This is a genomic window from Citricoccus muralis (genome assembly GCF_003386075.1).
Lineage (GTDB): Bacteria > Actinomycetota > Actinomycetes > Actinomycetales > Micrococcaceae > Citricoccus > Citricoccus muralis.
The window spans coordinates 718,171-743,499 of the sequence record NZ_QREH01000001.1 but is presented as its reverse complement, the minus strand read 5'-3'; the positions used below and the strand labels follow the sequence as shown (position 1 = coordinate 743,499).

Annotated in this window: 22 protein-coding genes, 2 tRNA genes and 4 pseudogenes; 14 read left to right on the top strand and 14 right to left on the bottom strand. The window is 69.2% G+C overall.

The annotated features are described in order from the left end of the window. Nucleotides 1–69: 69 nt before the first annotated feature. The 5 genes and pseudogenes from clpX to C8E99_RS03185 all read right to left on the bottom strand — a co-directional run bounded on the left by clpX (nucleotide 70) and on the right by C8E99_RS03185 (nucleotide 5,182). Entirely contained in the window at nucleotides 70–1,383 is a 1,314-nt protein-coding gene (gene clpX / locus C8E99_RS03205; protein ID WP_115931078.1) for an ATP-dependent Clp protease ATP-binding subunit ClpX, read from the bottom strand. Nucleotides 1,384–1,601: 218 nt separating this feature from the next. Continuing rightward, complete coding sequence (locus tag C8E99_RS03200) at nucleotides 1,602–2,270, bottom strand: ATP-dependent Clp protease proteolytic subunit (RefSeq protein WP_115931077.1); 669 nt, start codon at nucleotides 2,268–2,270, stop codon at nucleotides 1,602–1,604. Nucleotides 2,271–2,336: 66 nt separating this feature from the next. Further along, the gene (locus tag C8E99_RS03195) at nucleotides 2,337–2,936 is read right to left on the bottom strand and encodes an ATP-dependent Clp protease proteolytic subunit (protein WP_115933180.1); all 600 of its coding nucleotides are present in this window, start codon (nucleotides 2,934–2,936) and stop codon (nucleotides 2,337–2,339) included. A 646-nt stretch (nucleotides 2,937–3,582) separates the two neighbouring features. Next, nucleotides 3,583–5,001: pseudogene (gene tig / locus C8E99_RS03190) on the bottom strand (trigger factor); the annotation flags it as partial. Between the two features lie 107 nt (nucleotides 5,002–5,108). Then, nucleotides 5,109–5,182 (bottom strand) — tRNA-Pro (locus C8E99_RS03185). A 208-nt stretch (nucleotides 5,183–5,390) separates the two neighbouring features. Here C8E99_RS03185 and C8E99_RS03180 point away from each other — a divergent pair. The 3 genes from C8E99_RS03180 to C8E99_RS03170 all read left to right on the top strand — a co-directional run bounded on the left by C8E99_RS03180 (nucleotide 5,391) and on the right by C8E99_RS03170 (nucleotide 6,628). Then, nucleotides 5,391–5,461 (top strand) — tRNA-Gly (locus tag C8E99_RS03180). Between the two features lie 107 nt (nucleotides 5,462–5,568). Further along, entirely contained in the window at nucleotides 5,569–5,970 is a 402-nt protein-coding gene (locus C8E99_RS03175; RefSeq protein WP_115931075.1) for an ArsR/SmtB family transcription factor, read from the top strand. Nucleotide 5,971: 1 nt separating this feature from the next. Next, on the top strand, nucleotides 5,972–6,628 hold the full coding sequence (locus C8E99_RS03170; RefSeq protein ID WP_115931074.1) for an SRPBCC domain-containing protein: 657 nt from the start codon (nucleotides 5,972–5,974) through the stop codon (nucleotides 6,626–6,628). 52 nt (nucleotides 6,629–6,680) lie between these two features. Here C8E99_RS03170 and C8E99_RS03165 read toward each other — a convergent pair whose 3' ends face one another. Next, complete coding sequence (locus C8E99_RS03165; protein WP_245952056.1) at nucleotides 6,681–7,691, bottom strand: SDR family oxidoreductase; 1,011 nt, start codon at nucleotides 7,689–7,691, stop codon at nucleotides 6,681–6,683. Between C8E99_RS03165 and C8E99_RS16410 the strand changes: the two are divergent. Both C8E99_RS16410 and C8E99_RS16165 read left to right on the top strand, forming a co-directional pair. Beyond that, a pseudogene (locus C8E99_RS16410) lies at nucleotides 7,690–7,872 on the top strand (hypothetical protein); the annotation flags it as partial. The gene C8E99_RS03165 and the pseudogene C8E99_RS16410 sit on opposite strands and share 2 nt — an antisense overlap. A gap of 52 nt (nucleotides 7,873–7,924) precedes the next feature. Next, the gene (locus C8E99_RS16165; protein WP_245952055.1) at nucleotides 7,925–8,293 is read left to right on the top strand and encodes a hypothetical protein; all 369 of its coding nucleotides are present in this window, start codon (nucleotides 7,925–7,927) and stop codon (nucleotides 8,291–8,293) included. Nucleotides 8,294–8,347: 54 nt separating this feature from the next. On the opposite strand, the gene C8E99_RS03150 is transcribed toward C8E99_RS16165, so the two are convergent. Both C8E99_RS03150 and C8E99_RS03145 read right to left on the bottom strand, forming a co-directional pair. After that, nucleotides 8,348–9,331: an Fpg/Nei family DNA glycosylase gene (locus C8E99_RS03150; protein WP_115931071.1), complete on the bottom strand. Its 984-nt coding sequence runs from the start codon at nucleotides 9,329–9,331 to the stop codon at nucleotides 8,348–8,350. Between the two features lie 14 nt (nucleotides 9,332–9,345). Next, nucleotides 9,346–9,819, bottom strand: a complete 474-nt coding sequence (locus C8E99_RS03145; protein ID WP_115931070.1) for a ribose-5-phosphate isomerase — start codon at nucleotides 9,817–9,819, stop codon at nucleotides 9,346–9,348. A gap of 196 nt (nucleotides 9,820–10,015) precedes the next feature. Between C8E99_RS03145 and pepN the strand changes: the two genes are divergently transcribed. Then, nucleotides 10,016–12,682, top strand: a complete 2,667-nt coding sequence (gene pepN / locus C8E99_RS03140) for an aminopeptidase N (protein ID WP_115931069.1) — start codon at nucleotides 10,016–10,018, stop codon at nucleotides 12,680–12,682. Nucleotides 12,683–12,718: 36 nt separating this feature from the next. On the opposite strand, the gene fdhD is transcribed toward pepN, so the two are convergent. After that, nucleotides 12,719–13,606 carry a formate dehydrogenase accessory sulfurtransferase FdhD gene (fdhD, locus tag C8E99_RS03135; protein ID WP_115931068.1) on the bottom strand — a complete coding sequence of 296 codons (888 nt, stop codon included), beginning with the start codon at nucleotides 13,604–13,606 and terminating at the stop codon, nucleotides 12,719–12,721. 138 nt (nucleotides 13,607–13,744) lie between these two features. Between fdhD and C8E99_RS03130 the strand changes: the two genes are divergently transcribed. Genes C8E99_RS03130 through C8E99_RS03110 form a run of 5 tightly spaced genes read left to right on the top strand, consistent with a single transcriptional unit; the run spans nucleotide 13,745 to nucleotide 18,274 of the window. Then, a complete protein-coding gene (locus tag C8E99_RS03130; RefSeq protein WP_115931067.1) occupies nucleotides 13,745–14,977 on the top strand; it encodes a HesA/MoeB/ThiF family protein in 1,233 nt (410 codons plus the stop codon). Continuing rightward, nucleotides 14,970–16,310 (top strand): molybdopterin molybdotransferase MoeA, encoded by a 1,341-nt coding sequence (locus C8E99_RS03125; RefSeq protein WP_115931066.1) that lies wholly within the window; start codon nucleotides 14,970–14,972, stop codon nucleotides 16,308–16,310. Before C8E99_RS03130 ends, C8E99_RS03125 begins: the two co-directional genes overlap by 8 nt. Beyond that, nucleotides 16,310–16,906 (top strand): cyclic pyranopterin monophosphate synthase MoaC, encoded by a 597-nt coding sequence (gene moaC / locus C8E99_RS03120; RefSeq protein WP_115931065.1) that lies wholly within the window; start codon nucleotides 16,310–16,312, stop codon nucleotides 16,904–16,906. The genes C8E99_RS03125 and moaC overlap by 1 nt, the downstream gene beginning before the upstream one ends. Next, nucleotides 16,899–18,035: an NTP transferase domain-containing protein gene (locus C8E99_RS03115; RefSeq protein WP_115931064.1), complete on the top strand. Its 1,137-nt coding sequence runs from the start codon at nucleotides 16,899–16,901 to the stop codon at nucleotides 18,033–18,035. The genes moaC and C8E99_RS03115 overlap by 8 nt, the downstream gene beginning before the upstream one ends. Next, complete coding sequence (locus C8E99_RS03110) at nucleotides 18,035–18,274, top strand: MoaD/ThiS family protein (RefSeq protein ID WP_115931063.1); 240 nt, start codon at nucleotides 18,035–18,037, stop codon at nucleotides 18,272–18,274. Before C8E99_RS03115 ends, C8E99_RS03110 begins: the two co-directional genes overlap by 1 nt. A gap of 66 nt (nucleotides 18,275–18,340) precedes the next feature. Here the strand turns inward: C8E99_RS03110 and moaA are convergent, their stop codons facing one another. From moaA to C8E99_RS03095, 3 genes are read right to left on the bottom strand one after another with little or no spacing between them, the layout of a single operon-like run. Continuing rightward, on the bottom strand, nucleotides 18,341–19,513 hold the full coding sequence (gene moaA / locus C8E99_RS03105) for a GTP 3',8-cyclase MoaA (protein WP_115931062.1): 1,173 nt from the start codon (nucleotides 19,511–19,513) through the stop codon (nucleotides 18,341–18,343). Beyond that, on the bottom strand, nucleotides 19,510–20,004 hold the full coding sequence (locus tag C8E99_RS03100) for a molybdenum cofactor biosynthesis protein MoaE (RefSeq protein ID WP_115933178.1): 495 nt from the start codon (nucleotides 20,002–20,004) through the stop codon (nucleotides 19,510–19,512). Before C8E99_RS03100 ends, moaA begins: the two co-directional genes overlap by 4 nt. Next, on the bottom strand, nucleotides 19,991–20,479 hold the full coding sequence (locus C8E99_RS03095; protein WP_115931061.1) for a molybdopterin-binding protein: 489 nt from the start codon (nucleotides 20,477–20,479) through the stop codon (nucleotides 19,991–19,993). Before C8E99_RS03095 ends, C8E99_RS03100 begins: the two co-directional genes overlap by 14 nt. 84 nt (nucleotides 20,480–20,563) lie before the next feature. On the opposite strand from C8E99_RS03095, the pseudogene C8E99_RS16000 reads away from it, so the two are divergent. Next, nucleotides 20,564–20,995: pseudogene (locus tag C8E99_RS16000) on the top strand (OsmC family protein); the annotation flags it as partial. Nucleotides 20,996–21,334: 339 nt separating this feature from the next. Continuing rightward, nucleotides 21,335–21,700: pseudogene (locus tag C8E99_RS15995) on the top strand (globin); the annotation flags it as partial. Here C8E99_RS15995 and C8E99_RS03085 read toward each other — a convergent pair. Further along, on the bottom strand, nucleotides 21,697–22,431 hold the full coding sequence (locus C8E99_RS03085) for a DUF8185 domain-containing protein (RefSeq protein ID WP_245952054.1): 735 nt from the start codon (nucleotides 22,429–22,431) through the stop codon (nucleotides 21,697–21,699). The pseudogene C8E99_RS15995 and the gene C8E99_RS03085 overlap by 4 nt on opposite strands. A gap of 188 nt (nucleotides 22,432–22,619) precedes the next feature. Between C8E99_RS03085 and C8E99_RS03080 the strand changes: the two genes are divergently transcribed. Next, entirely contained in the window at nucleotides 22,620–23,600 is a 981-nt protein-coding gene (locus C8E99_RS03080) for an acyl-CoA thioesterase (RefSeq protein WP_115931059.1), read from the top strand. A 38-nt stretch (nucleotides 23,601–23,638) separates the two neighbouring features. Here the strand turns inward: C8E99_RS03080 and ettA are convergent, their stop codons facing one another. Then, nucleotides 23,639–25,321, bottom strand: coding sequence for an energy-dependent translational throttle protein EttA (ettA, locus tag C8E99_RS03075; protein ID WP_115931058.1), 1,683 nt, complete (start codon nucleotides 25,319–25,321; stop codon nucleotides 23,639–23,641). Between the last annotated feature and the right edge of the window lie 8 nt (nucleotides 25,322–25,329).

The following is a 25,329-nucleotide window of genomic DNA, read 5'->3' as shown; positions in this document are numbered from 1 at the left end:
TGCCTCCTGGCATGTCTCTGAGTGGTTCGGAACAGGTCCGCGGTGAAGCCCTGCTGGGGCACGGCGGACTCAGGCGGACTTGGTGCGGCGCTTGCGCTGCACCTCGCGGGAGATCAGCGTGGGCTCGGTCCCCTCGCGGACCACGTCACCGGTGATGACCACGGTGGCGATGTCCTCACGGGACGGCAGGTCGAACATGACCGGCTTGAGGACCTCCTCCAGGATGGAGCGCAGCCCCCGGGCACCGGTTCCCCGCTCCTCGGCCTGCTCGACCACGGCGTCCAGTGCCTCATCCTCGAACTGCAGCTCGACGCCATCCATGAGGAACATCTTCTGGTACTGCTTCAGCAGGGCGTTCCGGGGTTTGGTCAGGATGTTGACGAGTTGCTCGTGGTCCAGGTTGTCTACCGTGGTGATCACGGGCAGACGGCCGATGAACTCGGGAATCAGGCCGAACTTCAGCAGGTCCTCCGGGCGCACGTCCGAGTAGGACACGTCTCGCTTGCCGATGGTGTTGATCGGCGCGCCGAACCCGATGCCCTTGGACCCGGCACGCGAGGAGATGATCTCGTCCAGGCCGGCGAAGGCCCCGGCCACGATGAACAGCACGTTCGACGTGTCGATCTGCAGGAACTCCTGGTGCGGGTGCTTGCGGCCACCCTGTGGCGGGACGGCGGCCGTGGTGCCCTCCAGGATCTTCAGCAGGGCCTGCTGGACCCCCTCGCCCGAGACATCCCGAGTGATGGAGGGGTTCTCTGACTTGCGGGAGATCTTGTCGATCTCGTCGATGTAGATGATGCCCTGCTCGGCCTTCTTGACGTCATAGTCAGCGGCCTGGATGAGCTTGAGCAGGATGTTCTCGACGTCTTCGCCCACATAGCCCGCCTCCGTCAACGAGGTGGCATCCGCGACGGCGAACGGCACGTTGAGCTTCTTGGCCAGGGTCTGGGCGAGGTAGGTCTTGCCGGATCCGGTGGGGCCCACGAGCAGGATGTTGGACTTGCCGACCTCCACGTCCGCCAGCTCGTCGGTTTCCTCGACCGAGCGGTCGGCGAACGAGTCGCTCTTGGCCTGCGTGGACTGCTGCCCGGAGCGGATGCGCTTGTAGTGGTTGTACACGGCGACGGCGAGGGACCGCTTGGCATCGGGTTGGCCGATCACGTACTCCTCGAGGAAGTCGTAGATCTCCCGGGGCTTGGGCAGTTCGACCTCGGCGGTCTCCGCGACCTCGGAGAGCTCCTCCTCGATGATCTCGTTGCACAGCTCGATGCACTCGTCGCAGATGTAGACGCCGGGTCCGGCGATCAGTTTCCGGACCTGCTTCTGGCTCTTTCCACAGAACGAGCACTTGAGCAGGTCGGCGCTTTCACCGATGCGGGCCATGCGGGAATCTCCTCGATTGGGTCGGGCCTCCAGACGAAGCTGCCCGGGGTACTGCCATTACAGCTTAGGGGGTGGACACGTTAGGACGGTGGATTGCAACGGCGGCCCACACCGGACGTGACAGAACACGTCAAGGTGCGGGCCGCCGTCGGGCGATCCCTGATCCCCGGCGGTCCCTGCCGCCGCTTACACGGTCGCAGGTCCGCCGGCGATCCGGATCAGTTGGAGAGCTGCGGGCGAGTGATCTTCCGCGACTCGAGGACCTCGTCCACCAGGCCGTAGTCCTTGGCACCCTGGGCCGAGAGGAACTTGTCACGGTCGATGTCCTGGCGGATCTGCTCAGCCGACTTGTTGGTGTGCATGGCGAGCGTCTCCTCCATCCAGGTGCGGATCCGCAACAGTTCCTCGGCGTGGATCTGCAGGTCCGTGGCGGTGCCCTGGTCCCCGCCCATGGACGGCTGGTGGATCAGCACGCGGGCGTTCGGCAGGGCCAGGCGCTTGCCCGGTGCTCCGGCGGCCAGCAACACGGCCGCCGCCGAGGCAGCCTGGCCGAGGCACACGGTCTGGATCTCGGGACGCACGAACTGCATGGTGTCGTAGATCGCGGTCATCGCGGTGAACGAGCCACCCGGGGAGTTGATGTAGAGGGTGATGTCCCGCTCCGAATCCATGGACTCCAGCACGAGCAGCTGGGCCATGATGTCATCCGCGGAGACGTCATCCACCTGCGAGCCGAGGAACACGATGCGGTCCTCGAACAGCTTGGCGTAGGGATCGTTGCGCTTGAAGCCGTAGGGCGTGCGCTCCTCGAACTGGGGCAGGACGTAGCGGCTGCTCGGAGCCGGCTGACCGGCACCGGAAGGCATTCCGACGGGGAACTGGTTCATGTCTGGTTTCTCCTGGGCAAAGGGTCTGGTCGGTCGTGTGGACGTGTCTGGGCGGCCGGGGCCGGCTCAGGCGCTGCTGTCCACGCCACCGCCGCCGGACACGGAGCCGGCACGTTCGGCGATGCGGTCGAAGAACCCGTATTCCAGGCCCTCCGTGGCGGTGAACCACTTGTCCCGCTCGTTGTCCTTCAGGATGGTGTCCACGGTCTGGCCGGTCTGCTCCGCAGTCAGCTCGGCCATGACCTGCTTCATGTGCAGGATCAGCTGCGCCTGGATGCGGATGTCCGACTCGGTGCCGCCGATGCCGCCCGAGGGCTGATGCATCAGGATGCGGGCGTGGGGGGTGGCGTAGCGCTTGCCCGGCGTGCCCGAGGACAAGAGGAACTGTCCCATGGAAGCGGCCAAGCCGGTCGCGACGGTGACGACGTCGTTCGGGATGTACTTCATCGTGTCGTAGATCGCCATGCCGGCAGTGACGGAACCGCCCGGGGAGTTGATGTACAGGTAGATGTCCTTCTCCGGGTCCTCGGCGGAGAGCAGGAGCAATTGGGAGCAGATCACGTTGGCATTGTCATCCCTCACCTCGGAACCCAGCCAGATGATGCGTTCCTTGAGCAGACGGTTGTAGATGTAGTCCTCGCGGGCCGCCGGATCAACCGACGCCATACGGGGAGCAGTGGACGATGCGGACATGGCGCCCTGCCTTCCTTCAGATGGACTTCACATGCGACGACGGCACCTGGTGGTACACGTCCGGCATTGGTCTTGGACCGAGACTACTGTCCCACGGCGCCGCCCGGGCCCTCCTGACCCGGCTGTTCGCTGTTGGCGTGGATGGTCGACGACGGCGGCCGCCTCCCTGATCCGGTCGCCAAAACGCCCGGGCCGACCACGCATGGTGCATGGTCGGCCCGGGCGTTCGACTCCCGCTGCCGCCGATCCGCTGGAGATCAACTTCGGCGGGCGGCCGGCGGTTCCGCGATCACTCGGCCGTGTCTGCGGCCTTGTCTGCGGTCTTGGTCGGATCTTTCTTGGCGGCCGCGGTCTTGGCCGGAGCCTTCTTCACCGGAGCCTTCTTGGCGGGGGCCTTCTCCTCACCCTCGGCTTCGGCCTCGGCCTTCTTGGCGGCGGCCGTCTTGGCCGGAGCCTTGGTGGTGGCCGTCTTCGATGCGGTCTTGGCAGGGGCCTTCTTGGCAGGGGCCTTCTTCGCCGGAGCCTCCTCGGTGTCCGCCGTACCCTCTGCCTCGGCCTTCTTGGCGGCGGTGGTCTTGGCCGGAGCCTTCTTCGCCGGGGCCTTCTTGGCGGGGGCCTTCTTCGCGGGGGCCTTCTCCGCCTCGGCCGGGGAATCGGCTGACGGGGCGGAATCAGCGGAGTCAGCAGAATCTGCAGAATCCGAAGAATCTGCGGAGTCGGCCGAGGCGGCGCCGTCTTCGCCACCCGGGGTGACGAAGGCGGTCAGGTCCACGGTGTTGCCGGCGGTGTCGGTGACCACGGCGTACTCGAGGACCTTGGCGAGGGCCTTGCGGCGGCGGACCTCACCCATGATCATCGGCACCTGGCCGGCCTGGTCCAGCATCTGGGCGAACTGGTTCGGGTCCATGCCGTACTGCTGGGAGGTGGAGATGATGTACTCGATCAGCTCGCCCTGGTCCACGCCGACCTCTTCGGCGTCGGCAACCTTGTCGAGGATGATCTCGTTGCGGAAGGCCTCGCGGGCGTTCGACTCGACCTCGGCGCGGTGCTCCGCGGTGTCGTGGTCGTCACCCTCGGAGTGACCCTGCTGGGAGAAGTGCTGTTCGATCTGCTCGTTGACCACGGAGTCCGGGACCGGCACCTCGACGAGCTTCACGAGTTCCTCGAGGACCTTGTCACGGGCCTCGACGCCCTGGCCGGTGACGGCGCCCTCGGCAGCCTTCTCCTTCAGGTCGGCCTTGAGCTCGTCGATGGTGTCGAACTCGGAGGCCAGCTGGGCGAAGTCGTCGTCAGCCTCGGGCAGCTCGCGCTCCTTGACGCCACCGAGGGTGACCTTGACGGTGGCCTTCTCGCCGGAGTGGTCGCCGCCGGCCAGGACGGTCTCGAAGACCGCGTCTTCACCGGCGGACAGGCCTTCGAGGGCCTCATCCATGCCGTCGAGCATGGTGCCGGCTCCGACCTGGTAGGACAGATCCTCGGCGTGGTCGACCTGCTCGTCCCCGACCGTGGCGGTCAGGGTGATGGTGACGAAGTCGTCCTTGGCGGCGGGGCGCTCCACGGTCTTGAGGGTGCCGAAGCGGGAACGCAGCTCGTCGAGGGCCTTCTGCTCGTCCTCCTCGGACGCGGCGGCCGGCTCGACGGTGACCTTGAGTCCCTTGTAGTCGGGCAGCTCGACCTCGGGACGGATGTCCACCTCGACGCTGAACTTCAGCGGGCCCTCGGCTTCGCCGTCAACGCCGGGCATGGAGGTGACCTCGACCTCGGGACGTGCCATCGGGGTGGTCTCGGTCTGCGTCAGGGCTTCCTGGTAGTAGTCGTTCAGGCCCTCGTTGACGGCCGTCTCCACCACGTAGCCACGGCCGACCCGCTGGTCGATGAGGCGCGCAGGAACCTTGCCCTTGCGGAAGCCGGGGACCTGGATCTGGTTCGCCACCGTCTTGTAGGCCTGGTCCAGGCGCGGCTTGAGGTCCTCGAAGGGGACCTCGACGTCCAGCTTGACCCGGGTCGGGCTGAGGTTTTCTGCGGTGCTCTTGACCACGTGGGACTCCTGTGTGGATTGATCGTCTCGTCTATATGGCGCGGATGGGCCCGGCCGTCGGGCATCCGGTGAATCAGGCCGCCCCGGCAAGCGGGGCGACCATGACGTCGGGGTGACAGGATTTGAACCTGCGGCCTCACGCTCCCAAAGCGCGCGCTCTACCAAGCTGAGCTACACCCCGCAGACGGCCCTGGCCATTTCTGGCCAGAGACCAGTGTACGCATGACGGCCCCATACTCCGCATTTCTGCGGCCTTCAAGCCCGGGCCGCACCTCTGCGCCGCGCCGACGTGGGGCTGTTTTGCTGCTCACACGGCCTGCTTGATACGATCGTCTTCGCTGCGTTCGGTAGATGCCCCCAAAAAGGACACACATCCCAACCGACGCCGTGGGGATGTAGCTCAATGGTAGAGCCCCAGTCTTCCAAACTGGCTACGCGGGTTCGATTCCCGTCATCCCCTCCGCTGCATCACGAAGGCCCCGGATCCGTCCGGGGCCTTCGTGATTAATACCCACACGTCACAGCATAACTCTTGCCTTATATAAGACTCGATGCAATCATGGATCCATGCACGCTCTCGACGTCCTGGGTGACCCCGTCCGGCGCCGCATCCTGGAGATGCTGGCCGGGGGCGAACTCAGCGCCGGAGAAGTCGGCACTCAGGTGCAGGCCGAGTTCGGGATCAGCCAGCCGGCGGTCTCGCAGCAGCTGAAGGTCCTTCGCGATCACGGCTTCGCCACCGTGCGGCCCGAGGGCACGCGGCGGCTCTACGCGGTTGATCCCCAGGGGCCCCGGGAGGCCAGCGACTGGCTCAGTCCGTTCGAGCAGTTCTGGCGGCCGAGGCTGGATGCACTGGGGACCGAACTGGCCCGGGGCAAACGCCAGCGGAGACTGGCGGCTGAGCGTGCAGCAGTGGAGCCCACCGTGGACAACACCGAACACCACCATCCTTCCCAACAGGAGTCATGACATGGTCGATATCCAGAACCAACTCTCCGCTGTCACACGCGGCCTCTCACTCGAGGACCGGGACGGCGAACCCTCACACGTCCAGACCCTCGAGCAGACCTACCCGGCAGGGCTCGAGGATGTCTGGGAGGCGGTCACGACAGCCGATCGCATCGCCCGCTGGTTCCTGCCGGTCAGCGGCGACCTTGGCCTCGGCGGCCAGTACCAGCTCGAGGGCAATGCCGGCGGAACCGTGCTGGAATGCACCCCTCCCGCGGACGGCACGGCACGCTACCGGATCACCTGGGAATTCGGCGGGGGCGTCTCCTGGGTGACCGTTCGCCTGGCCGCCGAGGGCGACTCGACGCGATTCATCCTCGAACACGTCGCCCGCGCTGCAGACCTCCCGGAGGGGATGTGGGACACCTACGGCCCCGGCGCCACCGGAGTGGGCTGGGACGGCGGCCTGCTGGGCCTGGGATTGCACCTCGGCGCCGTCGAAGGCTCCCTCTCACCCCAGGAAGCCGAAGCCTGGGCCTTCACCGAGGAGGGCAAGCGGTTCTACCGCGGAGCCGCAGACGGTTGGGCGGCCGCCCACGTGGCCGCCGGCGCGGATCCCACGGTGGCGCCCCGCGCGGCGGACGCCACCTATGGCTTCTATACCGGGTCGGACGCCTGATCCCGCACCCCGGGGCGGTCCAGCCCCGGGGTGGCTCGGCCCTACCCGCAGCTCACCGGAAGTCCTCCACGGCCAGGTCCGCGGACGGCGTCGTGTCCATCGCAGTGATGAACCCCCAGGCGTCCGGCCGGGAGCCATCCACGTCGGTCACGCCGTAGTGCCGGGCCAGTTCGAAGGAACTGACGGACCGGGTGTTCCACTGGGCCCGCTGCGGATCGGCCGCCAGCTCCACGATGCCGCGGGCGAGCAGGGCGGGGGTCTCCGAGATCACGAACTCGTAGGGCGGGACCACGTCGGTCTTCCCGCGGTTGGCTGCCGCCGACTCGCGCCACGTCTGCTCGGTGACGCCGAAGGCATCCAGCATCATCTCCGAGCGCAGCCATCCGGGTGAGACGGAGACCGCCGTGCCCCCGTGGGCCTTCAGCTCGTGCCCCTCGGCGAAGGCCAAACGGTCCACGGCGGTCTTCGCGAGGTCCAGGAACACGGTCTCCCGGAAGTGGCCCTGGTTGTAGTCCCGGGTCCCGTCGGTGGTCTCCACCACCAGGCCCCCGGGGTGGCGGATCAGCAGGCCCAAGGCTGCGTGGCTGGTCAGCAGGTGGGTGCGGAAGCCGGCGTCGAAGAGCCGCATGCCGTCGTCGAGGTCGTACTCCCACAGCGGGATGCCGAACTCCACGTAGGCCTCTCCCCCGATGTCGTTGATGAGGATGTCCAGCCGGCCCTGTTCCCGGTCGATCCGCTCCACGAGTTCACGGACGGCGCTCACCTCGAGGTGGTCCACGATCACGGCATGGGCCGTCCCGCCCTCGGCCCGGATCAGGCCGGCGGTCTCCTCGACCGTTTCCGGCCGCCCGTAGTCCGAGGGGTGGCCCGCCGTGGAGCGGCCCGTGCAGTAGACGACCGCCCCAGCTCGGCCCAGTTCCCGGGCAATGGCCCGGCCGGCACCGCGGGTGGCTCCGGCCACCAGGGCGATCCTTCCCTCCAGGGCCCGTGGGCGTTGACCGGCCGGCTTCGTTGCTGCCGTTGGTCCGGCGGATTCGGTTTCTTCCGTTGGTTCCATCGCCATGACTGCGTCCACTCCGGTTCTCGTGTTCGATCAATGTCTGTGCTCCCCATGGTGGCGCCCATTCATGACACCTCATGTCATCAATTGGTTAGGGTGTTTCGTGCGCACCACCCGGCTGTTGGAGATCATGATGGACCTGTCACGCCGTCAGCAGACGTCCGTCCGGCAGCTCGCCGACCACCATGGGGTCTCCCCCCGCACCATCCAACGGGACCTGACGGCACTGCACCAGCTTGGAGTGGCGGCCGGAGGACTTCTCCCTGGCGGCCTACTGGGAGGCCAGCAGGACGGCCTTCGAGGCCTCCGTCCGGAGCCTTCCGGTCCGCCTGTCCCTCCCCATGACCTCTCGCGAAGCCCTGCAGAACGCGGTCCCGGGACGGGGAACCGAGTCGGCCGTGGCGTCGGCGCGCCATGAAGGTGACCGGCTGGAGCTGGGCCTGCTCATGGAGCACCAGGACATCACCGTGGCACAGCTCCTGCAGGTTCCAGGCGTCGAGGTACAGGAGCCACCGGCAGTACGGGAGGCGTTGTACCGCCGCGGCGCAGAGCTGGTCGCCCGCAACCGCTCCAGGACTCCCGACGATCGTGAAGAGTCCCGTTGATCATCATGGGGAATGCTCATGATCACCGGGAATCGCGGGGCTTCACCCCGTCGGTCACCCCGTGAGCTGACAGCCCGGGCACCAGAAGAGCTTCCGGGCCTGCATCTCGGCCAGCCGGACCGTGGTCCCACAGACCCGGCAGTCCATCCCGTCCCGCTGATACACGTAGTACGCGTTGTCCGGCCACACCGGTGCCAACTGACCGCACCCATCCAGCCCATCCGGCCCAGCCTTCGTGGCACGGTGCTCGGGGCGCGTGGTGATGATCTTGCCGTCCCTGACACCGTCGTTCATCAAGGCCACGAGATCCTGCCAGAGGGCCACGCCGGCCTGGCGCCCCAGCGCTCGCCCGGGCAGGTACGGGTCGATCCCCTGCCTGAACAGGGACTCGGCGCGGTAGATGTTGCCCACTCCGGCCAGCACGTTCTGATCCATCAGCAGCTGCCCGAGCGACACCCCACGGCCGGACACCCGCCGCAGGAACTCCTCCGGGCCGGTCCCGGGCACCAGTGGATCCGGTCCGAGGCGGTCGACGACGGCGGCCGCCTCGGGCGGTGAGATTACCTCACACGCGCTCGGGCCGCGCAGATCCGCCCACCCATGCTCGGAGACCAACCGGACGCGGACCTGGCCCACCGGTGCTGGCGGCCCGGCGTACGCGGGTGCGGCGCCGGCGTCGTGCTCGGGGGTGTCCGGTGCTGTGTCTGCAGGCACCGCCGGAACGTCGAAGGTATCCGTCTCCCCCATCCTGCGGGGTGCGCCGATGCTGGAGGCACCGCGGAACGTCTCATCGCCGCCGAAGCTCCAGGCACCGTACAGGCCGAGGTGGACGCGGAGGACGAGAGCGGTGCCGGTGTCCTCGCCGAAGTCGAGGAACAGGTGTTTGCCGTGGGCCCGCGCCGCCGTCAGCGTGGCCCCGTCGATCAGGCGGGCGCCGGCGGCGAAGCGGCCCTGTGGGGAGGACACCCGCAGGCGCTCACCGGCGAAGACGTCGGAGAACTGCCGGGCGAGGCGGTGGATCGAATGGCCCTCGGGCATGGTTCAGGCCACCGTCAGCTGACGATCTCGCGGGTCTGCTCGTAGTGCGTGATCTTGCCGATGCGGCGCACGTGGCGGGCGTCGCCGGAGAAGGGCTCCGCCAGGAAGGCCTCGATGATGGCGGTGGCCTCCTCGAGGGAGTGCTGCCGGCCACCGACGGCGATGACGTTGGCGTCGTTGTGCTCACGGGCCAGCCGGGCGGTGTCCAGGTTCCAGGCCAATGCCGCGCGGATGCCACGGACCTTGTTGGCGGCGATCTGCTCACCATTGCCGGAACCACCCAGGACGATCCCGAGCGCCTCCACCCCGGACTGCTGATCCACCACCACGGCGGCGGCCGCATTGATGCAGAACGCCGGGTAGTCGTCCTGCGGGTCATAGGACTGTGGTCCATGGTCGACCATCTCGTAACCGGCGTCCGTCAGGTGCTCGATGAGGTGGGCGCTCAGCTCGAGGCCGGCGTGGTCGGTGGCGATGTGCACGCGCATGGGTCTGCTCCTGCTGTCGGCATCTGGCGGGTTCTCGTCCGGCCGTGGCGATGCGGTGGGATACGGTCGGGACCAGCGACCAGCCTACCGGGGCGCATCCCCTACCCGCGGGGGTGTGTCCGGTGGCACAATATTCCGTGGACCAGTTATCCAGCATTCGCTTCACACCGGGGTGCCTGCTGGACCTGTCCGTCCGATGGCCTCTGCCGCCATCGTCACTGTCCGTTCCCGATCGACCGGAGGCCACGTGCCCACTCTGAACATCACCCGCACCGAGGCTGCGGAGCGTGCCGCAGCCCTGAGAGTCGCCTCCTACGAGGTCGACCTGGATCTCACGCTCGACGGCGACCACTTCCGCTCGGCGACCACCGTCACCTTCTCCGCGGCGGAGGCAGCCGTGGGCACCAGCACGTTCATCGACTTCGTCTCCACCCAGGCGCCGACCGTCACCCTCAACGGAGCCGTCCTGCCGGCGGAGGCCTTCGACGGCACCCGCATCGCCATCGGCCCGCTGGCGGCCGAGAACGTGCTGGTGGTGGACGGGCTGGCCGACTACATGAACACCGGTGAGGGCCTGCACCGCTTCGTGGACCCGGTGGACGGCGAGACGTACCTGTACTCGCAGTTCGAGGTCCCGGACTCCCGCCGCATGTTCTCCGTCTTCGAGCAACCGGACCTCAAGGCCACCTTCGCCTTCACCATCACGGCCCCCGATCACTGGGCCGTGATCTCCAACTCCCCGACTCCTCAGCCCGCCCCCGCCGGGGGCGCACGGGACGGGGCTTCCACGTGGACCTTCGAGCCCACCCCGAGGATCTCCTCCTACATCACCGCGCTGATCGCCGGCCCCTACCGGTCCACCCATTCGGAGCTGACCAGCTCGGACGGCCGGACGATCCCGCTGGGCGCCTACTGCCGCGCCTCGCTGTTCGAGTACCTTGATGCCGAGAACATCTTCGAGCTGACCCGCCAGGGCTTCGAGTTCTATGAGGCCCAGTTCGGCACCCCGTACCCGTTCGCCAAGTACGACCAGCTCTTCGTGCCGGAGTTCAATGCCGGGGCCATGGAGAACGCCGGCGCCGTGACCTTCCTGGAGAACTACGTCTTCCGCTCCACCGTCACCGAGGCCATGGTGGAGCGCCGCGCCATCACGATCCTGCACGAGCTGGCCCACATGTGGTTCGGCGACCTGGTGACCATGAAGTGGTGGAACGACCTCTGGCTCAATGAGTCCTTCGCCGAATTCATGTCCACGCTCTCCGCCGCGGAGAACACCCGCTACACCGGGGCCTGGACCACGTTCTCCGCCATGGAGAAGAACTGGGCCTACAAGCAGGACCAGCTGAGCACCACGCACCCGATCAAGGCCGAGATCCGGGACCTGGACGACGTCCTGGTCAACTTCGACGGCATCACCTACGCCAAGGGCGCGTCCGTGCTGCGCCAGCTCGTGGCCTGGGTGGGCCAGGAGAACTTCATGGCCGGAGTCCGCGCCTACTTCGGCAAGCACGCCTGGTCCAACACCGAGCTGCCGGACCTGATGCGTGAGCTCGAGGCCTCCTCCGGCCGCGACCTGACCGAATGGACCCGGTTGTGGCTGGAGACCTCGGGGGTGAACACCCTGTCCGTGGAGGTCGAGACCGCCGGGGCATCCAGCTCCGGCACCACTGACGGCGGAACTCCCGACGCCGGCGCCATCACCTCCCTGCGCCTGCACCAGTCAGCGCCGGAAGACCAGCAGCCCGGGGACGCCGTGCTGCGACCGCACCGCATGGCCGTGGGCTTCTACTCCGCGGACGACTCCGGACGGCTGGTGCGCACCCACCGGTTCGAACTCGATGTGGCCGGAGAGGTCACCGAGGTCATGGAAGCCGCCGGCTTGGCGCGCCCGGACCTGATCCTGCCGAACGATGACGACCTGGCCTACGCCAAGATCCGCCTGGACGACGCCTCCTGGTCCTTCGTGGCCACCCACCTGAAGGATGTGGCCGAGTCCCTGCCGCGCACTCTGCTGTGGGGTGCCGCCTGGGACACCGTCCGTGATGCCGAGGCCACAGCCGGATGGTTCACCGACCTGGTGCTGTCCAACATCGGCGAGGAGCGGGATTCCTCCGTGGTGCAGACCCTACTGCGTCAGCTGGCCACCACGCTGTCCCAGTACGCGGCGCAGGAGCACGCCGTGCAGCTGCGCATCTCCACAGCGGACCGACTCCTGGACCTGGCCCGGAACGCGGAGGCAGGCTCGGACAACCAGCTCCAGTTCACCAAGGCGTTCGCGGCCGCGGCCCGCTCGGAGGGGCAGCTGGACACGCTGGCCGCCCTGCATGCCGGGACCGAGTCCCTGGACGGGCTGGACCTGAACACGGACCTGAAGTGGGAGATGCTCACCGGGCTCGTGGCCGGAGGCCGCGCCGGCGAGGCGGAGATCGCTGCCGCCGAGGCCGCCGATGCCACCGCCACCGGTGCCCTGGCGGCCTCGCAGGCTCGCGCCGCGGTGCCCACCATCGAGGCCAAGCGCACGGCGTGGGACCAGGTGGTGAGCGGGGAACTGTCCAACATGACCCAACGCAACGTGCTGCTCGGCTTCAACCGCGTGCACGATCCGGCCCTGTTGGCCCCGTTCGCCGCCGAGTTCTTCGCGGGTGTGGAGGAGCTGTGGGCCTCGCGTTCGCACGAGATGGCGGAGTCAGCAGCGATCGGGCTGTTCCCGGGTGCCCAGGTCTCCCAGGAGACCATCAATGCCGCGAACGCCCTGGTGGAGCGCTCGCGGGGCACGCAGGCCGCCCTGTCCCGCACGGTGGCCGAGTCCCGCGACGAGATGGTCCGCGCCCTGGCCGCGCGACAGGCAGACGCCGCCGGCTGACCCACCCCTGGCAACTGGAGGTCGAAAGCGCCCACGCTACCGGCGTGCCGCCGGCGTCTCGGGTGCGCTCTCGGCCTCCAGTTGTCCTGTGGAGTCGGGGAGGATCCGCTGTTCCCCGGCGTAGATGACGAAGCGGTCGCCGCGGACGAAGCCGGCCAGCGTCATCCCGGCCTCCCGGGCCAGATCCACCGCCAGCGACGACGGCGCGGAGACGGAGGCGAGCATCGACACCCCGGCCATCATGGCCTTCTGGGTGAGTTCGAAGCTGGCCCTCCCGGAGACCATCAGGGCATGCCCGGACAGGGGCAGCCTTCCCTCCAGCAGGGCCCAGCCGAGGACCTTGTCCACGGCGTTGTGGCGGCCTACGTCCTCACGCACCGTCACCAGCTCGCCCGTGGCGGTGTTGAACAAGCCGGCGGCGTGCAGCCCGCCGGTGCGGTCGAAGACCTTCTGCCGCTCGCGCAGCACCTCGGGCATCTGCAGGACGAAGGCCTCGGTGACCTGCATCGGGTCACCGTCCACAGGGAACCGGGACTGGGTGCGGACGTTCTCGATGCTGGTCCGACCGCACAGACCGCAGGCGCTGGACATGAGCACCTGGCGTTCCATCTCCGGGGCCGGGGCCTGGACTCCGGGCCGCAGGACCACGTCCACGGTGTTGTCGGTCTCCTCCGCTCCGGGGCCGAAGTCACGGCCGCAGTACCGGACGGAATGCACCTCGTCGGCGGCCCCGATCAGCCCCTCGCTGAGCAGGAAGCCCACGGCCAGGGAGAAGTCCTCCGTGGGCGTGCGCATGGTCACCGCCAGCCGCCGGCCGTTCACCCGGATCTCCAGGGGCTCCTCGGCCGCCAGCACGTCCGCCCGGGCGTCACGCTCCCCGGCCTTGACCCTGACGACGCGGACTCGCGATTCACTTCGTGCCATGACTCCATCTTCGCCCCCGGCCCGCTTTCCGTCGACTTCGGGTGGGTCTCGACGCCCGACACCCCCTCGAAGTCGACTGAAAACGCGGAGGTGAGTGCGCCGCGGTCTAGTGATGACGCCGCGGACTAGGCTGGCTCCATGCCCCAGGACCGCCCCGCGCACACCGCAGAACGGACGCTCCGCCAACGGACGCTGCCCCAGATCGGCGATTCCGGACAGGATCTCCTGTCACAGGCCTCCATCGCCGTCGTCGGCGCCGGAGGGCTCGGCTCGCCCGTCATCAGCTACCTCGCGGCCGCCGGCATCGGCACCCTGCACGTCATCGACGACGACCATGTGGAGCTGAGCAACCTCAACCGCCAGACCCTGCACGGCGTGGACACCCTCGGCGGACTCAAGACGGACGGCGCGGTGTCCGCTGCCCGGCGCCTCTCCCCCGAGACCACGGTCATCCCGCACACCGTCCGCCTGACGGACGCCAACGCAGCGGACCTGCTCGCCGGCGCGGACCTGATCATGGACGGCAGCGACTCCTTCACCACCCGCTTCATCGTCCACCGGGCCGCCACGGCCCTCGGCACACCGGTGGTCTTCGGCGCCCTCATGCAATGGAGCGCCCAGGTCACCGTCTTCTGGTCCGATCCCCCCGCGGCCTCCGGCCTTCCCGCCGTCGTCCTCACCGATGTCTTCCCGGACAACGCCTCCACCCATGCCGCACCCGGCTGCGCCGAGGCCGGGGTCCTGGGCGCCGTCGTCGGGATCACCGGCTCCCTGATGGCCCTGGAGGCGATCAAACTCGTCCTCGGCACCGGCACGCCGCTGTTGGGACGGATGATGCTGATCGACGGGCTCTCCGGCACCACCACGGACATCCCCCTCGCGCCGTCCGCCCCGCCCAACCCGTCCGGGCCGGCTTCGCCTTCCACGCCGGCCTCCCAGTCCGCACCGTCTGGCCTTGCCGCTTCCGCCGCCGCATCAGCCGGAGATACCGCCCGCGTGGTCCCGATCGCTCGCTCTGACGTGGATCCGGCTGCCGTCTGGCTCGACGTCCGGAGGCCGGAGGAATCCCGCGAGCGCCCCGGCCCGCCCGGTACGGTCGAGCTGCCCCTCGACCGGCTCCTGCGTCTGCAGGGCGGCCCTGAGTTGCCCTTGCCTCCCGATCATCCGCTGGCAACCGTCCAGGCCGCCCTGCGCCCCGATTCCATCGCCAGTTCGCCGGCTGGACCGACATTGCTCCCCTTCTGCGCGGCCGGCCCACGGAGCGCGACGGCGGCCCGTCACCTGGCGCACCTCGGCTGGCCCGTCCAGGGGTACCTGGACGGCGGCCTTCCCACAACAACCACTGAGCCCCCAGGAGACCACCGTGGCTGAGGCCCGCTATCGCAGCACCGTCGCGGACCACCAACACCGGGTCCTCGCTCTAGCCCCCCTCCTGCCTGCTGACACCCTGCCCCTGACCGAGGCCGCCGGGCTCACGCTGGCCGCCGATGCCACCGCCACCCTGGACCTGCCCCCGTGGGACAACTCCGCCATGGACGGATACGCCGTCCGGTCGGAGGACTCCACGCGAGCCTCCGCGGAGTCACCGGTCCGCCTGGACCTCATCGCGGAACTGCCCGCCGGCACGGAGGCCGACCCGGCACTGGCTCCCGGCCAAGCGGCCCGCATCATGACCGGCGCGCCGATGCCCACGGACGCTGACGCCGTCGTGCCCCTGGAGGATGCCGTGGGCTGGGACCCTGCCGCGCCCACCGCCGGCACCGAGACCCCCGTTCTCGTGGAGCTAGACCACCCCGTGACGGCGGGACGACATCTGCGGCGGCGTGGGGAGGACGTGCGCGCCGGCGACCTCGTCTCCCCCGCCGGACGGTCGTTGACACCGCACCGGCTGTCCGCGCTCGCAGCCGCCGGTATCGCCGAGGTGCGGGTCCGGCGCCGGCCGCGGGTCGTGGTCGTCAGCACCGGTTCAGAGCTGGTGGCCCCGGGCGATTCGGTCCGCCGGGGCCAGATCCCCGACTCCAACAGCCTCCTGCTGGCTTCCCTGGTGGCGGCAAGCGGTGGGCAGGTGGTCCACCGGGGCCGGGTCTCCGATGATCCCGCCGAGCTGCAGGCCGTGCTGCGGTCCACCCAGGGCGCCTCCGATGCCGTGATCCTCACCGGAGGGGCCAGCGTGGGGGCCCATGACGTCGCCCGCCTCGTCCTGGCCCCGGATTCACCGGGCGGCACCGTGCCGTCCAGGCAACCCTCCACGCCCGACGGCGGCGCCCCCGTCCCCGAGGATCCCACCGTGCGCTTCGATCGGGTCGCGGTCCAACCGGGCAAGCCCCAGGGATTCGGCCTGCTGCCGGACGGGCGGGCCGTGTGGTCGCTGCCGGGCAACCCGGTCAGCGCGTGGGTGTCCTACCTGCTGTTCGTGGAGCCGGGGCTGCTGGCCATGCAGGGCCGCCATGCGCCGGTGGCACCCTGGTACCCGGTGATCACGGAGGAGGGCTGGCGTTCACCGCCCGGGCGGGAGCAGTTCGTGCCGGCACGGGTAGTTTCCGGCCCCGGGGAACCGCTGCGAATCGCCCAGGCCACCGAACGGGGCTCCGGATCCCATCTGGCCGGCCGGATGGCCCGCGCCACCGGACTGGCCCGCGTGCCCGCCACCACCGACGCGGTGTCCGCCGGAGACACCGTCCTCTACCGAGCCTTGGAGGCCTGATGACCGAATCCCCTGCCGTCCCACCCACTGCTGTCGGCTCCATCGACGCCGGAGCCGAGGGCTTCACCCACCTCGCCGGTGACGGCTCGGCCCGCATGGTCGATGTCACGGCCAAGACGCCCACGATCCGCAGCGCCACCGCTGAGGCCACCGTGCTCGTGGCCCCGGAGGTCCTCCAGGCTCTGACCGGGGGCATCGTGCCCAAGGGTGATGTCTGGGCCGTGGCCCGGATCGCGGGCATCCAGGGCGCCAAGAAGTGCGCCGAGCTGCTGCCGCTCGCCCATGTGATCGGTGTCCACGGGGCCACGGTGGACTTCGAGGTCGGTCCCGATCGCATCCGCATCATCGCCACCACCCGGACCGCCGACCGGACCGGGGTGGAGATGGAGGCCATGACCGCCGCTTCCGTGGCCGGGCTGGCCATGGTGGACATGGTCAAGGGCCTGGACCGGGCCGTCGAGCTGACCGGAGTCCGGCTGCTGGAGAAGACCGGGGGCCGCTCCGGCACGTGGCGCCGTGACGACGCGGAGCACCCGGCGGCGCCGGACGCCTCAGACGCGTCAGTTGCCCCGGATACCTCGGCCGCCCGTGGCTGAGACGCTGGCGGCGATCGTCCTGGCGGGAGGGGCCTCCACTCGCATGGGCCGGGACAAGGGCTCGATCGTGGTGGATCCCGCCGAGGGAGCCACCTTGCTTGAGCGCACCGTCCAGGCCGCCTTGTCGGCCGGCGCCACCACCATCGTCGTGGCCGGTGACCGGCCGGTGTCTGCTGCGCCCACGGTGCAGACTGTGCAGACGGTGACGGCGTCCGCCCCCACAGGTTCGGCGGGCCCCCACGGTTCCATCCTGGACTCGCCGGTCGTCCGGTTCGTGCGCGAGGATCCACCGCGGTCCGGTCCGGTAGCCGCCCTGGACGCTGCGCTGGCCGCCCTGACCGCCCAAGAGGCAGATCGCGTCCTGGTGCTGCCCTGCGACCTGGCCGAACCGGTGGCGGCCGCCCGTGAGCTCGTCCGGGCCTTCGACCGCACCCGGGCCGGGGTCTCGGACGGGACCGTGGATGGAGCCCTGGACGGCCCCCCGGAGAACGGCGGCCACGACGGCGTCGTCGCCGTGGACTCCACCGGTCGCCGCCAGCACCTGACGGCCCTCTTCCGGCTTCCGGCCCTGCGCCAGCAGGCGGCACGTCCCACCAGGGACAGTGGCACCCGCGTCACCCGCGTGCGGGAGCGGGTCGCCGGCCTGGACCTGCTCGAGGTTGCCGAACCGGCAAACCGCCCTGGACTCTGGGAGGATATGGACACCCCCGAGGATCTGGAACGCCACGGGCCTCACCCGGCAGGATCGGCCACAACACCACCAGGAGCACCCGTGCCTGAGAACAGCACCACCGAGCCCCACGACGGCGAGGTCTCGTCTGGCACCCATCGCGACATCCAGCAGGACATTCCCGGACTGGCGGACTGGCTGGACGCCGTCGCCGGAGAACTGGGCCTGCCGGACTCCGTCGTGCTCCCCGGACCCCTGTTGGACGTGGCCCGAGACGTGGCCCACGGGGTCCTGCGCCCCGGGGCCCCGACCTCGACCTACCTGATCGGTGTGGCTGTCGGCCAGCAGTTGGCCGGTCAGGAGCGAACGCCGGAGGAGATCGCCGACCTGGTGGACCGGCTCTCGGCTCGGATCCAGGATCTGGCACTCGGCTATGACCCGTCAGGGGGCGAGGCCTGATGGCACGGATCCGTCTCTTCGCGGGAGCCGCTGACATCCTGGGCGCCTCAGAACTCATCCTCGAGGCCGCCACCGCGGGCGAACTGCGCCGGCTCCTGGTGGCCGGCCACGGGACCAGCGCCGAGCAGGTCGTTTCCCGTTGCTCGCTGATGGTGGACGGCGTGCGCGCGGCCGAGGACGAGCATCCGGTCCAGGCGGACTCCCTCGTGGACGTCCTGCCACCTTTCGCCGGCGGGTAGCCGCCGGCCGGTGAGCCGTTGTCAAGGTGCAGGCCGTCAGGCAACCGGCCGCCAAGGGGCGGGCTGTCAGCCGCCGATGGCGTTCATGCCGCGGCCGGGCTGGACGAAGTCCGGGTCGTCGATGCCGTGACCGGCCTTCTTGGCCCCGACCGAGATCTTCATGGCCGCGGCCAGGTCCACGTCCGACGCTGAGTCCCCCAGCAGGGTCCGCAGGTCGGTCTCCTCCCGGGCGAACAGACAGTTGCGCATCTGACCGTCAGCGGTGAGGCGCAACCGGTCACAGTCTCCGCAGAAGGGCTTCGAGACCGAGGCGATGACGCCCACGGTGTGGGGGCCGCCATCGACCGTATAGAGCGCGGCCGGGGATGAGCCGCGGCCGGGGACCTCGGCGAGGTCGAAGCGCTCGGCGAGCCGGGCGAGGATCTCCTCGCCGGAAACCAGGTTGTCCCGCTTCCAGGTGTGCCCAGCGTCCAGGGGCATCTGCTCAATGAACCGCATCTGCGCATCCTGGGACACGGCGAAGGCCACGAGGTCTGCCAGCTCGTCGTCGTTGACCCCGCGCATGGCGACAGCGTTGAGCTTGAGCGGGCGCAGCCCGGCATCCCGGGCGGCGGCGATCCCGGCCAGGACGTCGGCGTGCCGGTCACGGCGTGTCAACTGGCGGAACTTCTCCGGCTGGAGGGTGTCGATGGAGATGTTCACGCGGGACAATCCAGCCTCGTGCAGGGCGGGCAGCCGCCGGTCCAGAGTGATCCCGTTGGTGGTCATGGCCACCGGCAGACGCCCACCCCCGGCAGCATCGGACAGCTCGATTCCGGCGAGCCGGGCCACGATGTCCTCGAGGTCCTGGCGCAGCAGCGGTTCGCCGCCGGTCAACCGCACCCCGGTGATGCCGTGGTCCACCGCAATCCGTACCAACCGTTCGATCTCGGCGGCCGAGAGCAACTGGTCCTTCGGCATGAACGGGCCGGCATCCTCGGGCATGCAATACGTGCAGCGCAGCGAGCACTTGTCCGTCAGCGAGACGCGCAGGTCCCGGTGAACGCGCCCGAATCCGTCCGTCAGGGACCGGTCAGTCCCCTCGTGGGGCCCGACGCCGGCCAGCTCGGCCGGGGTGGGCAGCAGCCGCCTGGCCTCGGGGCCGGGTGCCGCTGCTGGCGCGGTATCCGCGGCGCCGGCGGGACGTGCGCCCGTCCCGGTCGCGGTCCGGGTGGTCAGGGTGATCGGCACCGAGGTCATGGCAGTCCCACCCAGTGAGCCTCGCCGGCGGCGGTCTGTTGCTTCTTCCAGATTGGGACCTCGGCCTTGATGTCCTCCACCACGGACCGGCACACCTCGAAGGCTTCGGCCCGGTGCGCGGAGGCCACGGAGACCACCAGGGCGAGGTCGCCGACGTCGAGGTGTCCGATCCGGTGCGCCGCGGCGACCCGAACCTCCCCGCGCGGGTCCCCGAGGGCGCGGGCGTGACGCGCCACGATCGCGGTCAGCACGATGTCCGCATCCGGATGCGCCGAATAGTCCAGAGAGGTCACTGTGCCCGTGGCTTCCGGATCATGGTTCCGGACGATGCCGGTGAACGTCAGGGCTGCCCCGCAGGTGGGGGTCACAACCAAGGACTCCACGGCCACCGGGTCCAGGGGCTGCTCGGTCACCCCGGTGTGGACCGGCGCGGCCGGGCTGGGCGTTGGCGAGACCGGCCGCAGGATGGCTGCATCCTCAGTGACGGGCATGATCGCCGCCTCCACCGAGTTGCTCGAGCAGGTGCTCCAGCAAGGGCGCAAGCAGGGGAATGCCCTGGTCCGTGGCACGCAGGGAGCCGGGGAGGTTCACGACCACGGTCCGGCCGATGAGCCCGGCGCGTCCGCGTCCCAGGGCGGCGGTGGGGGTCTGCGCGGTACCCTCCCGGCGCAGCATCTCAGCAATGCCGGGCAACTCCGTGCCGATGAGCCCGTCCATGGCCTCGGGCGTCAGGTCCCGTGGGGACACCCCGGTCCCGCCGAGGGTGAGCACCACGTCGGCTCCGCTGCCCTGTGCCGCACGGACCCCTGACCGGACGGAGTCGACCCCGTCCGCCACGATGGCCCCGTCCGCCGTCCACTCGCTCAGGTACTGGGCCGCCAGTTCGAGGGCGCGCGGCCCCGCCGTATCCGGAGCCTGACCCGCATGGGCCCGGTCGGAGACGGTCAAGATGTGGATGTGTGGCATTAAACCTCCCAGCGTGTCTCGAGTCTAGGGTGACTGGGGCGGTCCGGCCAGCGGCACCACCCAGCAGCACCACGACCTCGGACCGTGGCGGAGCCGGGGCACGGTACCGCCGCCCCGGACGGTACCGTAGGGCACGTGGAACACTCCTTCTCCCTGCATGCTGAATGGACCGGAAACCGGGGCTCCGGCACCTCCGGATACAAGGACTACGGCCGTGAGCTCGTGGTCCGCGCCGAGGGCCCCGGCGAACTCAACGGCTCCGCCGCGCGGGCCTTCCACGGGAGCGACTCCCGGTGGAACCCCGAACAGCTCCTGCTCGCGGCCCTCGCCGAGTGCCACCTGCTGTCCTACCTCCAGGCCGCCACGCAGGCCGGGGTGGTCGTCACCGGCGCCTCTGTGCGCGCGGCGTGTGTGCTGACCCATGACCACGACGGCGGCCGGATCACCTCCGCGGCCCTGGTACCGGAGATCTGGCTCGCCGACGAGGACCAGCGCCGCTCCGCGGACGAACTACACGCGAAGGCCCATGAACAGTGCTTCATCGCCCGCTCCGTGAGCTTCCCTGTCACCATCAAGCAGCAGCAGGTGCGCCGCCATCAGAACCAGAACCTGCCGGAGTTCGGCAGCCGCCTGGGCGCGCCCATCGCGGTGCTGAAGCCGCGCCAGGGCAAGGCTCCGAGCCAGGTGACCGGGCTGCAGGACCGGCCGGCCGCCTCGACCGGCCACCGTCCGCCGCAGGTGATGGCTCCCGCGTCCGGCGCCGCTGCCAGTGCCGGTGAAACTGCTGGCGCCGCCGCCGGTGGGGGTGGAGCTGCTGGTGCTGGTGCCGATGCAGGAGCCCAGCCGGAGAACGCGAGCTTCTACGACCAGGTTGGCGGGCACGAGACCTTCGTCAAGCTGGCCAGGGTGTTCTACGAGCAGGTCGCGGCTGACCCCGAGTTCAGGGCCATGTACCCGGAGGAGGATCTCGGCCCGGCCGAGGAACGGCTGCGGATGTTCCTGGAGCAGTACTGGGGCGGGCCGAGGACGTACAGCGAGCAACGCGGCCACCCACGGCTGCGGATGCGGCACGCGCCCTACACCGTGGACTTCGCGGCCCGGGACACCTGGCTGCGGCACATGCGGGCGGCTGTGGACTCCCTCGACCTGGCACCGTTGCTGGAGGAGACCCTCTGGGACTACCTGGAACGGGCCGCCCATTCGATGGTGAACTCGGCCTAGAGCAGCATCGGCTGGCGGCAGAGCACGTACCCGGCCGCGTTCGAGAGGCGCACCCAGGGACCCGAGGCGTGGACCGCCGTCGTGCCCTGCGGGCTGAGGAAGCCCAGGCCGTGGGCCGCGAAGGCCGCCCCGGCCGGCAGGAAGCCGTCACCGGCCTCCGCCGAGGCACCACCGAGCAGCCGTCCCCAGACCGCGGCGCGGGCCTGGGCGACCATGGAGGCCCCCGGATCCTGGGGCAGTGCGTCGGCCAGCTCACAGATCCCGTCCCGGGCGATCTGCTGGAGTTCTCCGTCCTCCACGGTGGCCATCGGTGTCCAGCCGCCCCGCGGCGGGGTCACAGCTGTCCACGGGGCGCTCTCGGGTGCCGGCGGCAGCGTGAAGGCCGTGGATCCCGTGGCGGCCATGCGGGCCAGCCTCTCCAGCACGGAGGACAGCGAATAGACCGCGTCGATCCCGTCATGCCGGCCCTCCACCAACCGGACCGTCCGCAGGCCCAACGCCACCGGAACCCGGTCCCCCAGTCCTCGCGGGTGCAGCACGGAGACCCAGGAGGCGAGCACGTTGCCGGCCACCTGCAGGCGCAGGCCCGTATCCGCCATGGTCTTGGCCCGGGTCGCGTACCGTTCGAGGTCCTTGGCCGCCTCCAGGTCCTCCAGGTGCAGTTCCGGTCGAGCCGGAACCTGGGGGGACGTGGAGTCGGGACGGAACGGATCGACGGGTGAGGAGGACATGGGATCCATTGTCCCATCGTCCCCTGGGATAGATCGCCGGGACAGATCACCCGGGCAGACCACCGGGGCAGGTCAGCGCGGCGGTTCCACGCCGGCGGAGTAGACTTCCGGGACGGTTACCGGCCGGTACCGATGCCATTGGACTGGCCGGATCAGCCAGACGGCTCGGAGACAGCGAAGGGGCATTCATGAGTACTGGCAAGGTCCACAAGGGGCGCAACGACTTCCCGGAGGATCCGACCGATGTGCTCCGCAGCGTCCTGGATCTGACTCCGGCCGGAGAGGACGCGGCCACCGGCGAGCTCCTCTTCACCGGGGAGACCCCACCACAGGCTCGCGGCCGCGTGTTCGGCGGGCAGGTCATGGCCCAGTCCCTGATGGCCGCCATCTCCACCGTGGACGGGGAGCGTGCCATCCACTCGATGCACGGATACTTCCTCCGCCCCGGCAACGCCCTGCTGCCCATCACCTTCGCCGTCGAGACCCTGCGTGACGGACGGTCCTTCTCCGCGCGCCGTGTCCAGGCGATACAGGAGGGCAAGACCATCCTGTCCCTGATCACCTCCTTCCAGGATCCCGTGTCCGGCCTGGACCACCAGTCCCCCATGCCCACAGGAGTGCCCGATCCGGAATCCCTGCCGTCCACCTCGGACCGGCTCGGCCGCATGCGTCACCCGATAGCGCAGGAGTGGTCTTGGGCCCGGCCCTTCGACATCCGACACGTGGATCCACCCATCGAGATCGCCCCGGACCGGAGCGAGGTGGCCACTAACATGGTGTGGATGAAGACGTTCTCCGCCATGGAGGGCAATGCGAACCTGCACCGGGCGGCCCTGGCCTATGCCTCGGACTACACTCTGCTCGAGCCGATCCTGCGCCGGCACGGCATCTCCTGGGTTCGGCCCGGGATCTCGGTCGCGTCTCTGGACCATGCCATGTGGTGGCACCGGCCGGCCCGCGCGGATGAGTGGCTGCTGTACGTCCAGTCCAGCCCCTCGGCACAGGGCGCCCGCGGGCTCAGCAACGGACGGATCTACTCGCGTGACGGTGAGCTGGTGGCCTCCGTGGCCCAGGAGGGGATGATCCGGGTGCCCGGCGACCTGCAGTACCGGGTCAAGAACTCGGTCCAGAGCCTCTTCCTGAAGGGCGCCGGCCGGCCACGTCGGTAGATCCGTGGCATGCCGGCGCCCCGCAGGGCGGGCTCCGCTCAGTCGCGGGTGAGCTTGCGGTGGGTCACGCGGTGCGGACGGGCGGCATCCGCGCCCAGCCGCTCTACCTTGTTGGCCTCGTACGAGTCGAAGTTGCCCTCGTACCAGTACCAATTCGCCGGATTCTCGTCGGTGCCTTCGTAGGCCAGCATGTGGGTGGCCACCCGGTCCAGGAACCACCGGTCGTGGGAGATGACCACGGCGCAGCCCGGGAACTCCAGCAGCGCGTTCTCCAGTGAGGTCAGGGTCTCCACGTCGAGGTCGTTGGTGGGCTCATCCAGCAGGAGCAGGTTGCCGCCCTCCTTGAGGGTCAGCGCCAGGTTCAGGCGGTTGCGCTCACCACCGGAGAGCACACCGGCCTTCTTCTGCTGGTCCGGACCCTTGAAGCCGAACGCCGAGACATAGGCGCGGGACGGCATCTCGACCTGACCGACCTTGATGTAGTCCAGACCGTCCGAGACGACCTCCCACAACGACTTCTCCGGGTCGATTCCGCCGCGGGACTGGTCCACATAGGAGATCTTGACCGAGTCGCCGATCTTCAGTTCTCCGCCGTCGAGGGACTCATAGCCGACGATGGTCTTGAAGAGGGTGGTCTTGCCGACGCCGTTGGGGCCGATGATGCCGACGATGCCGTTCGGCGGCAAGGAGAAGGACAGCCCGTCGATCAGTACGCGATCGCCGAACCCCTTCTGCAGGTTCTTGGCCTCGATCACCTGGTTGCCCAACCGTGGGCCCGGCGGGATCTGAAGCTCCTCCAGGTCCAACTTGCGGGTCTTCTCGGCTTCCGACGCCATCTCCTCGTAGCGGGAGAGACGGGCCTTGGACTTGGCCTGGCGCCCCTTGGAGTTGGAGCGCACCCAGTCGAGCTCCTCGGACAGGCGCTTGGCCATCTTGGCGTCCTTCTTGCCCTGGATCTCCAGGCGGGCGCGCTTCTTCTCCAGGTAGGTGGAGTAATTGCCCTCATAGGGGTACAGGCGTCCACGGTCCACCTCACAGATCCACTCGGCCACGTGGTCCAGGAAGTACCGGTCGTGCGTCACGGCGAGCACAGCGCCGTGGTAGGCGGCCAGGTGCTGCTCCAGCCACAGCACGGACTCGGCATCCAGGTGGTTGGTGGGCTCGTCGAGCAGCAGCAGGTCCGGCTTCTGCAGCAGCAGCTTGCACAGCGCCACGCGGCGGCGCTCACCACCGGAGAGGTTGGTGACGTCGGCATCGCCCGGGGGGCAGCGCAGGGCGTCCATGGCCTGCTCGACCTGGGAATCGATGTCCCAGGCGTCAGCGGCATCGATCTGCTCCTGGAGCTTGCCCATCTCCTCCATCAACGCATCGAAGTCCGCATCCGGATCGGCCATCGCCTCGGAGATCTCGTTGTACCGCTGGATCTTCCCGTAGATCTCACCCACGCCCTCCTGGACGTTGCCGAGGACGGTCTTCTCCTCGTTCAGCGCGGGTTCCTGCATGAGGATGCCGACGCTGTATTCCGGGGAGAGCCGGGCCTCACCATTCGAGGGTGTGTCCAACCCCGCCATGATCTTCAGGATCGTGGACTTGCCCGCGCCGTTGGGACCCACCATGCCGATCTTGGCTCCCGGAAGGAAGGCCATCGTCACGTCATCCAGGATCAGCTTGTCGCCCACTTTTTTGCGGGCCTTGACCATGCTGTAAATGTATTCCGCCATGTCCCCAA

Excerpts from the sequence above, each read along its gene's own strand:
- clpX (WP_115931078.1), bottom strand. The coding sequence starts at position 1,383 with ATGGCCCGCATCGGTGAAAGCGCCGACCTGCTCAAGTGCTCGTTCTGT.
- C8E99_RS03200 (WP_115931077.1), bottom strand. The coding sequence starts at position 2,270 with ATGAACCAGTTCCCCGTCGGAATGCCTTCCGGTGCCGGTCAGCCGGCT.
- C8E99_RS03195 (WP_115933180.1), bottom strand. The coding sequence starts at position 2,936 with ATGGCGTCGGTTGATCCGGCGGCCCGCGAGGACTACATCTACAACCGT.
- C8E99_RS03175 (WP_115931075.1), top strand. The coding sequence starts at position 5,569 with ATGCACGCTCTCGACGTCCTGGGTGACCCCGTCCGGCGCCGCATCCTG.
- C8E99_RS03170 (WP_115931074.1), top strand. The coding sequence starts at position 5,972 with ATGGTCGATATCCAGAACCAACTCTCCGCTGTCACACGCGGCCTCTCA.
- C8E99_RS03165 (WP_245952056.1), bottom strand. The coding sequence starts at position 7,691 with ATGGCGATGGAACCAACGGAAGAAACCGAATCCGCCGGACCAACGGCA.
- C8E99_RS03150 (WP_115931071.1), bottom strand. The coding sequence starts at position 9,331 with ATGCCCGAGGGCCATTCGATCCACCGCCTCGCCCGGCAGTTCTCCGAC.
- C8E99_RS03145 (WP_115931070.1), bottom strand. The coding sequence starts at position 9,819 with ATGCGCGTGCACATCGCCACCGACCACGCCGGCCTCGAGCTGAGCGCC.
- pepN (WP_115931069.1), top strand. The coding sequence starts at position 10,016 with ATGGCCTCTGCCGCCATCGTCACTGTCCGTTCCCGATCGACCGGAGGC.
- fdhD (WP_115931068.1), bottom strand. The coding sequence starts at position 13,606 with ATGGCACGAAGTGAATCGCGAGTCCGCGTCGTCAGGGTCAAGGCCGGG.
- C8E99_RS03130 (WP_115931067.1), top strand. The coding sequence starts at position 13,745 with ATGCCCCAGGACCGCCCCGCGCACACCGCAGAACGGACGCTCCGCCAA.
- moaC (WP_115931065.1), top strand. The coding sequence starts at position 16,310 with ATGACCGAATCCCCTGCCGTCCCACCCACTGCTGTCGGCTCCATCGAC.
- C8E99_RS03110 (WP_115931063.1), top strand. The coding sequence starts at position 18,035 with ATGGCACGGATCCGTCTCTTCGCGGGAGCCGCTGACATCCTGGGCGCC.
- moaA (WP_115931062.1), bottom strand. The coding sequence starts at position 19,513 with ATGACCTCGGTGCCGATCACCCTGACCACCCGGACCGCGACCGGGACG.
- C8E99_RS03100 (WP_115933178.1), bottom strand. The coding sequence starts at position 20,004 with ATGCCCGTCACTGAGGATGCAGCCATCCTGCGGCCGGTCTCGCCAACG.
- C8E99_RS03095 (WP_115931061.1), bottom strand. The coding sequence starts at position 20,479 with ATGCCACACATCCACATCTTGACCGTCTCCGACCGGGCCCATGCGGGT.
- C8E99_RS03085 (WP_245952054.1), bottom strand. The coding sequence starts at position 22,431 with ATGTCCTCCTCACCCGTCGATCCGTTCCGTCCCGACTCCACGTCCCCC.
- C8E99_RS03080 (WP_115931059.1), top strand. The coding sequence starts at position 22,620 with ATGAGTACTGGCAAGGTCCACAAGGGGCGCAACGACTTCCCGGAGGAT.
- ettA (WP_115931058.1), bottom strand. The coding sequence starts at position 25,321 with ATGGCGGAATACATTTACAGCATGGTCAAGGCCCGCAAAAAAGTGGGC.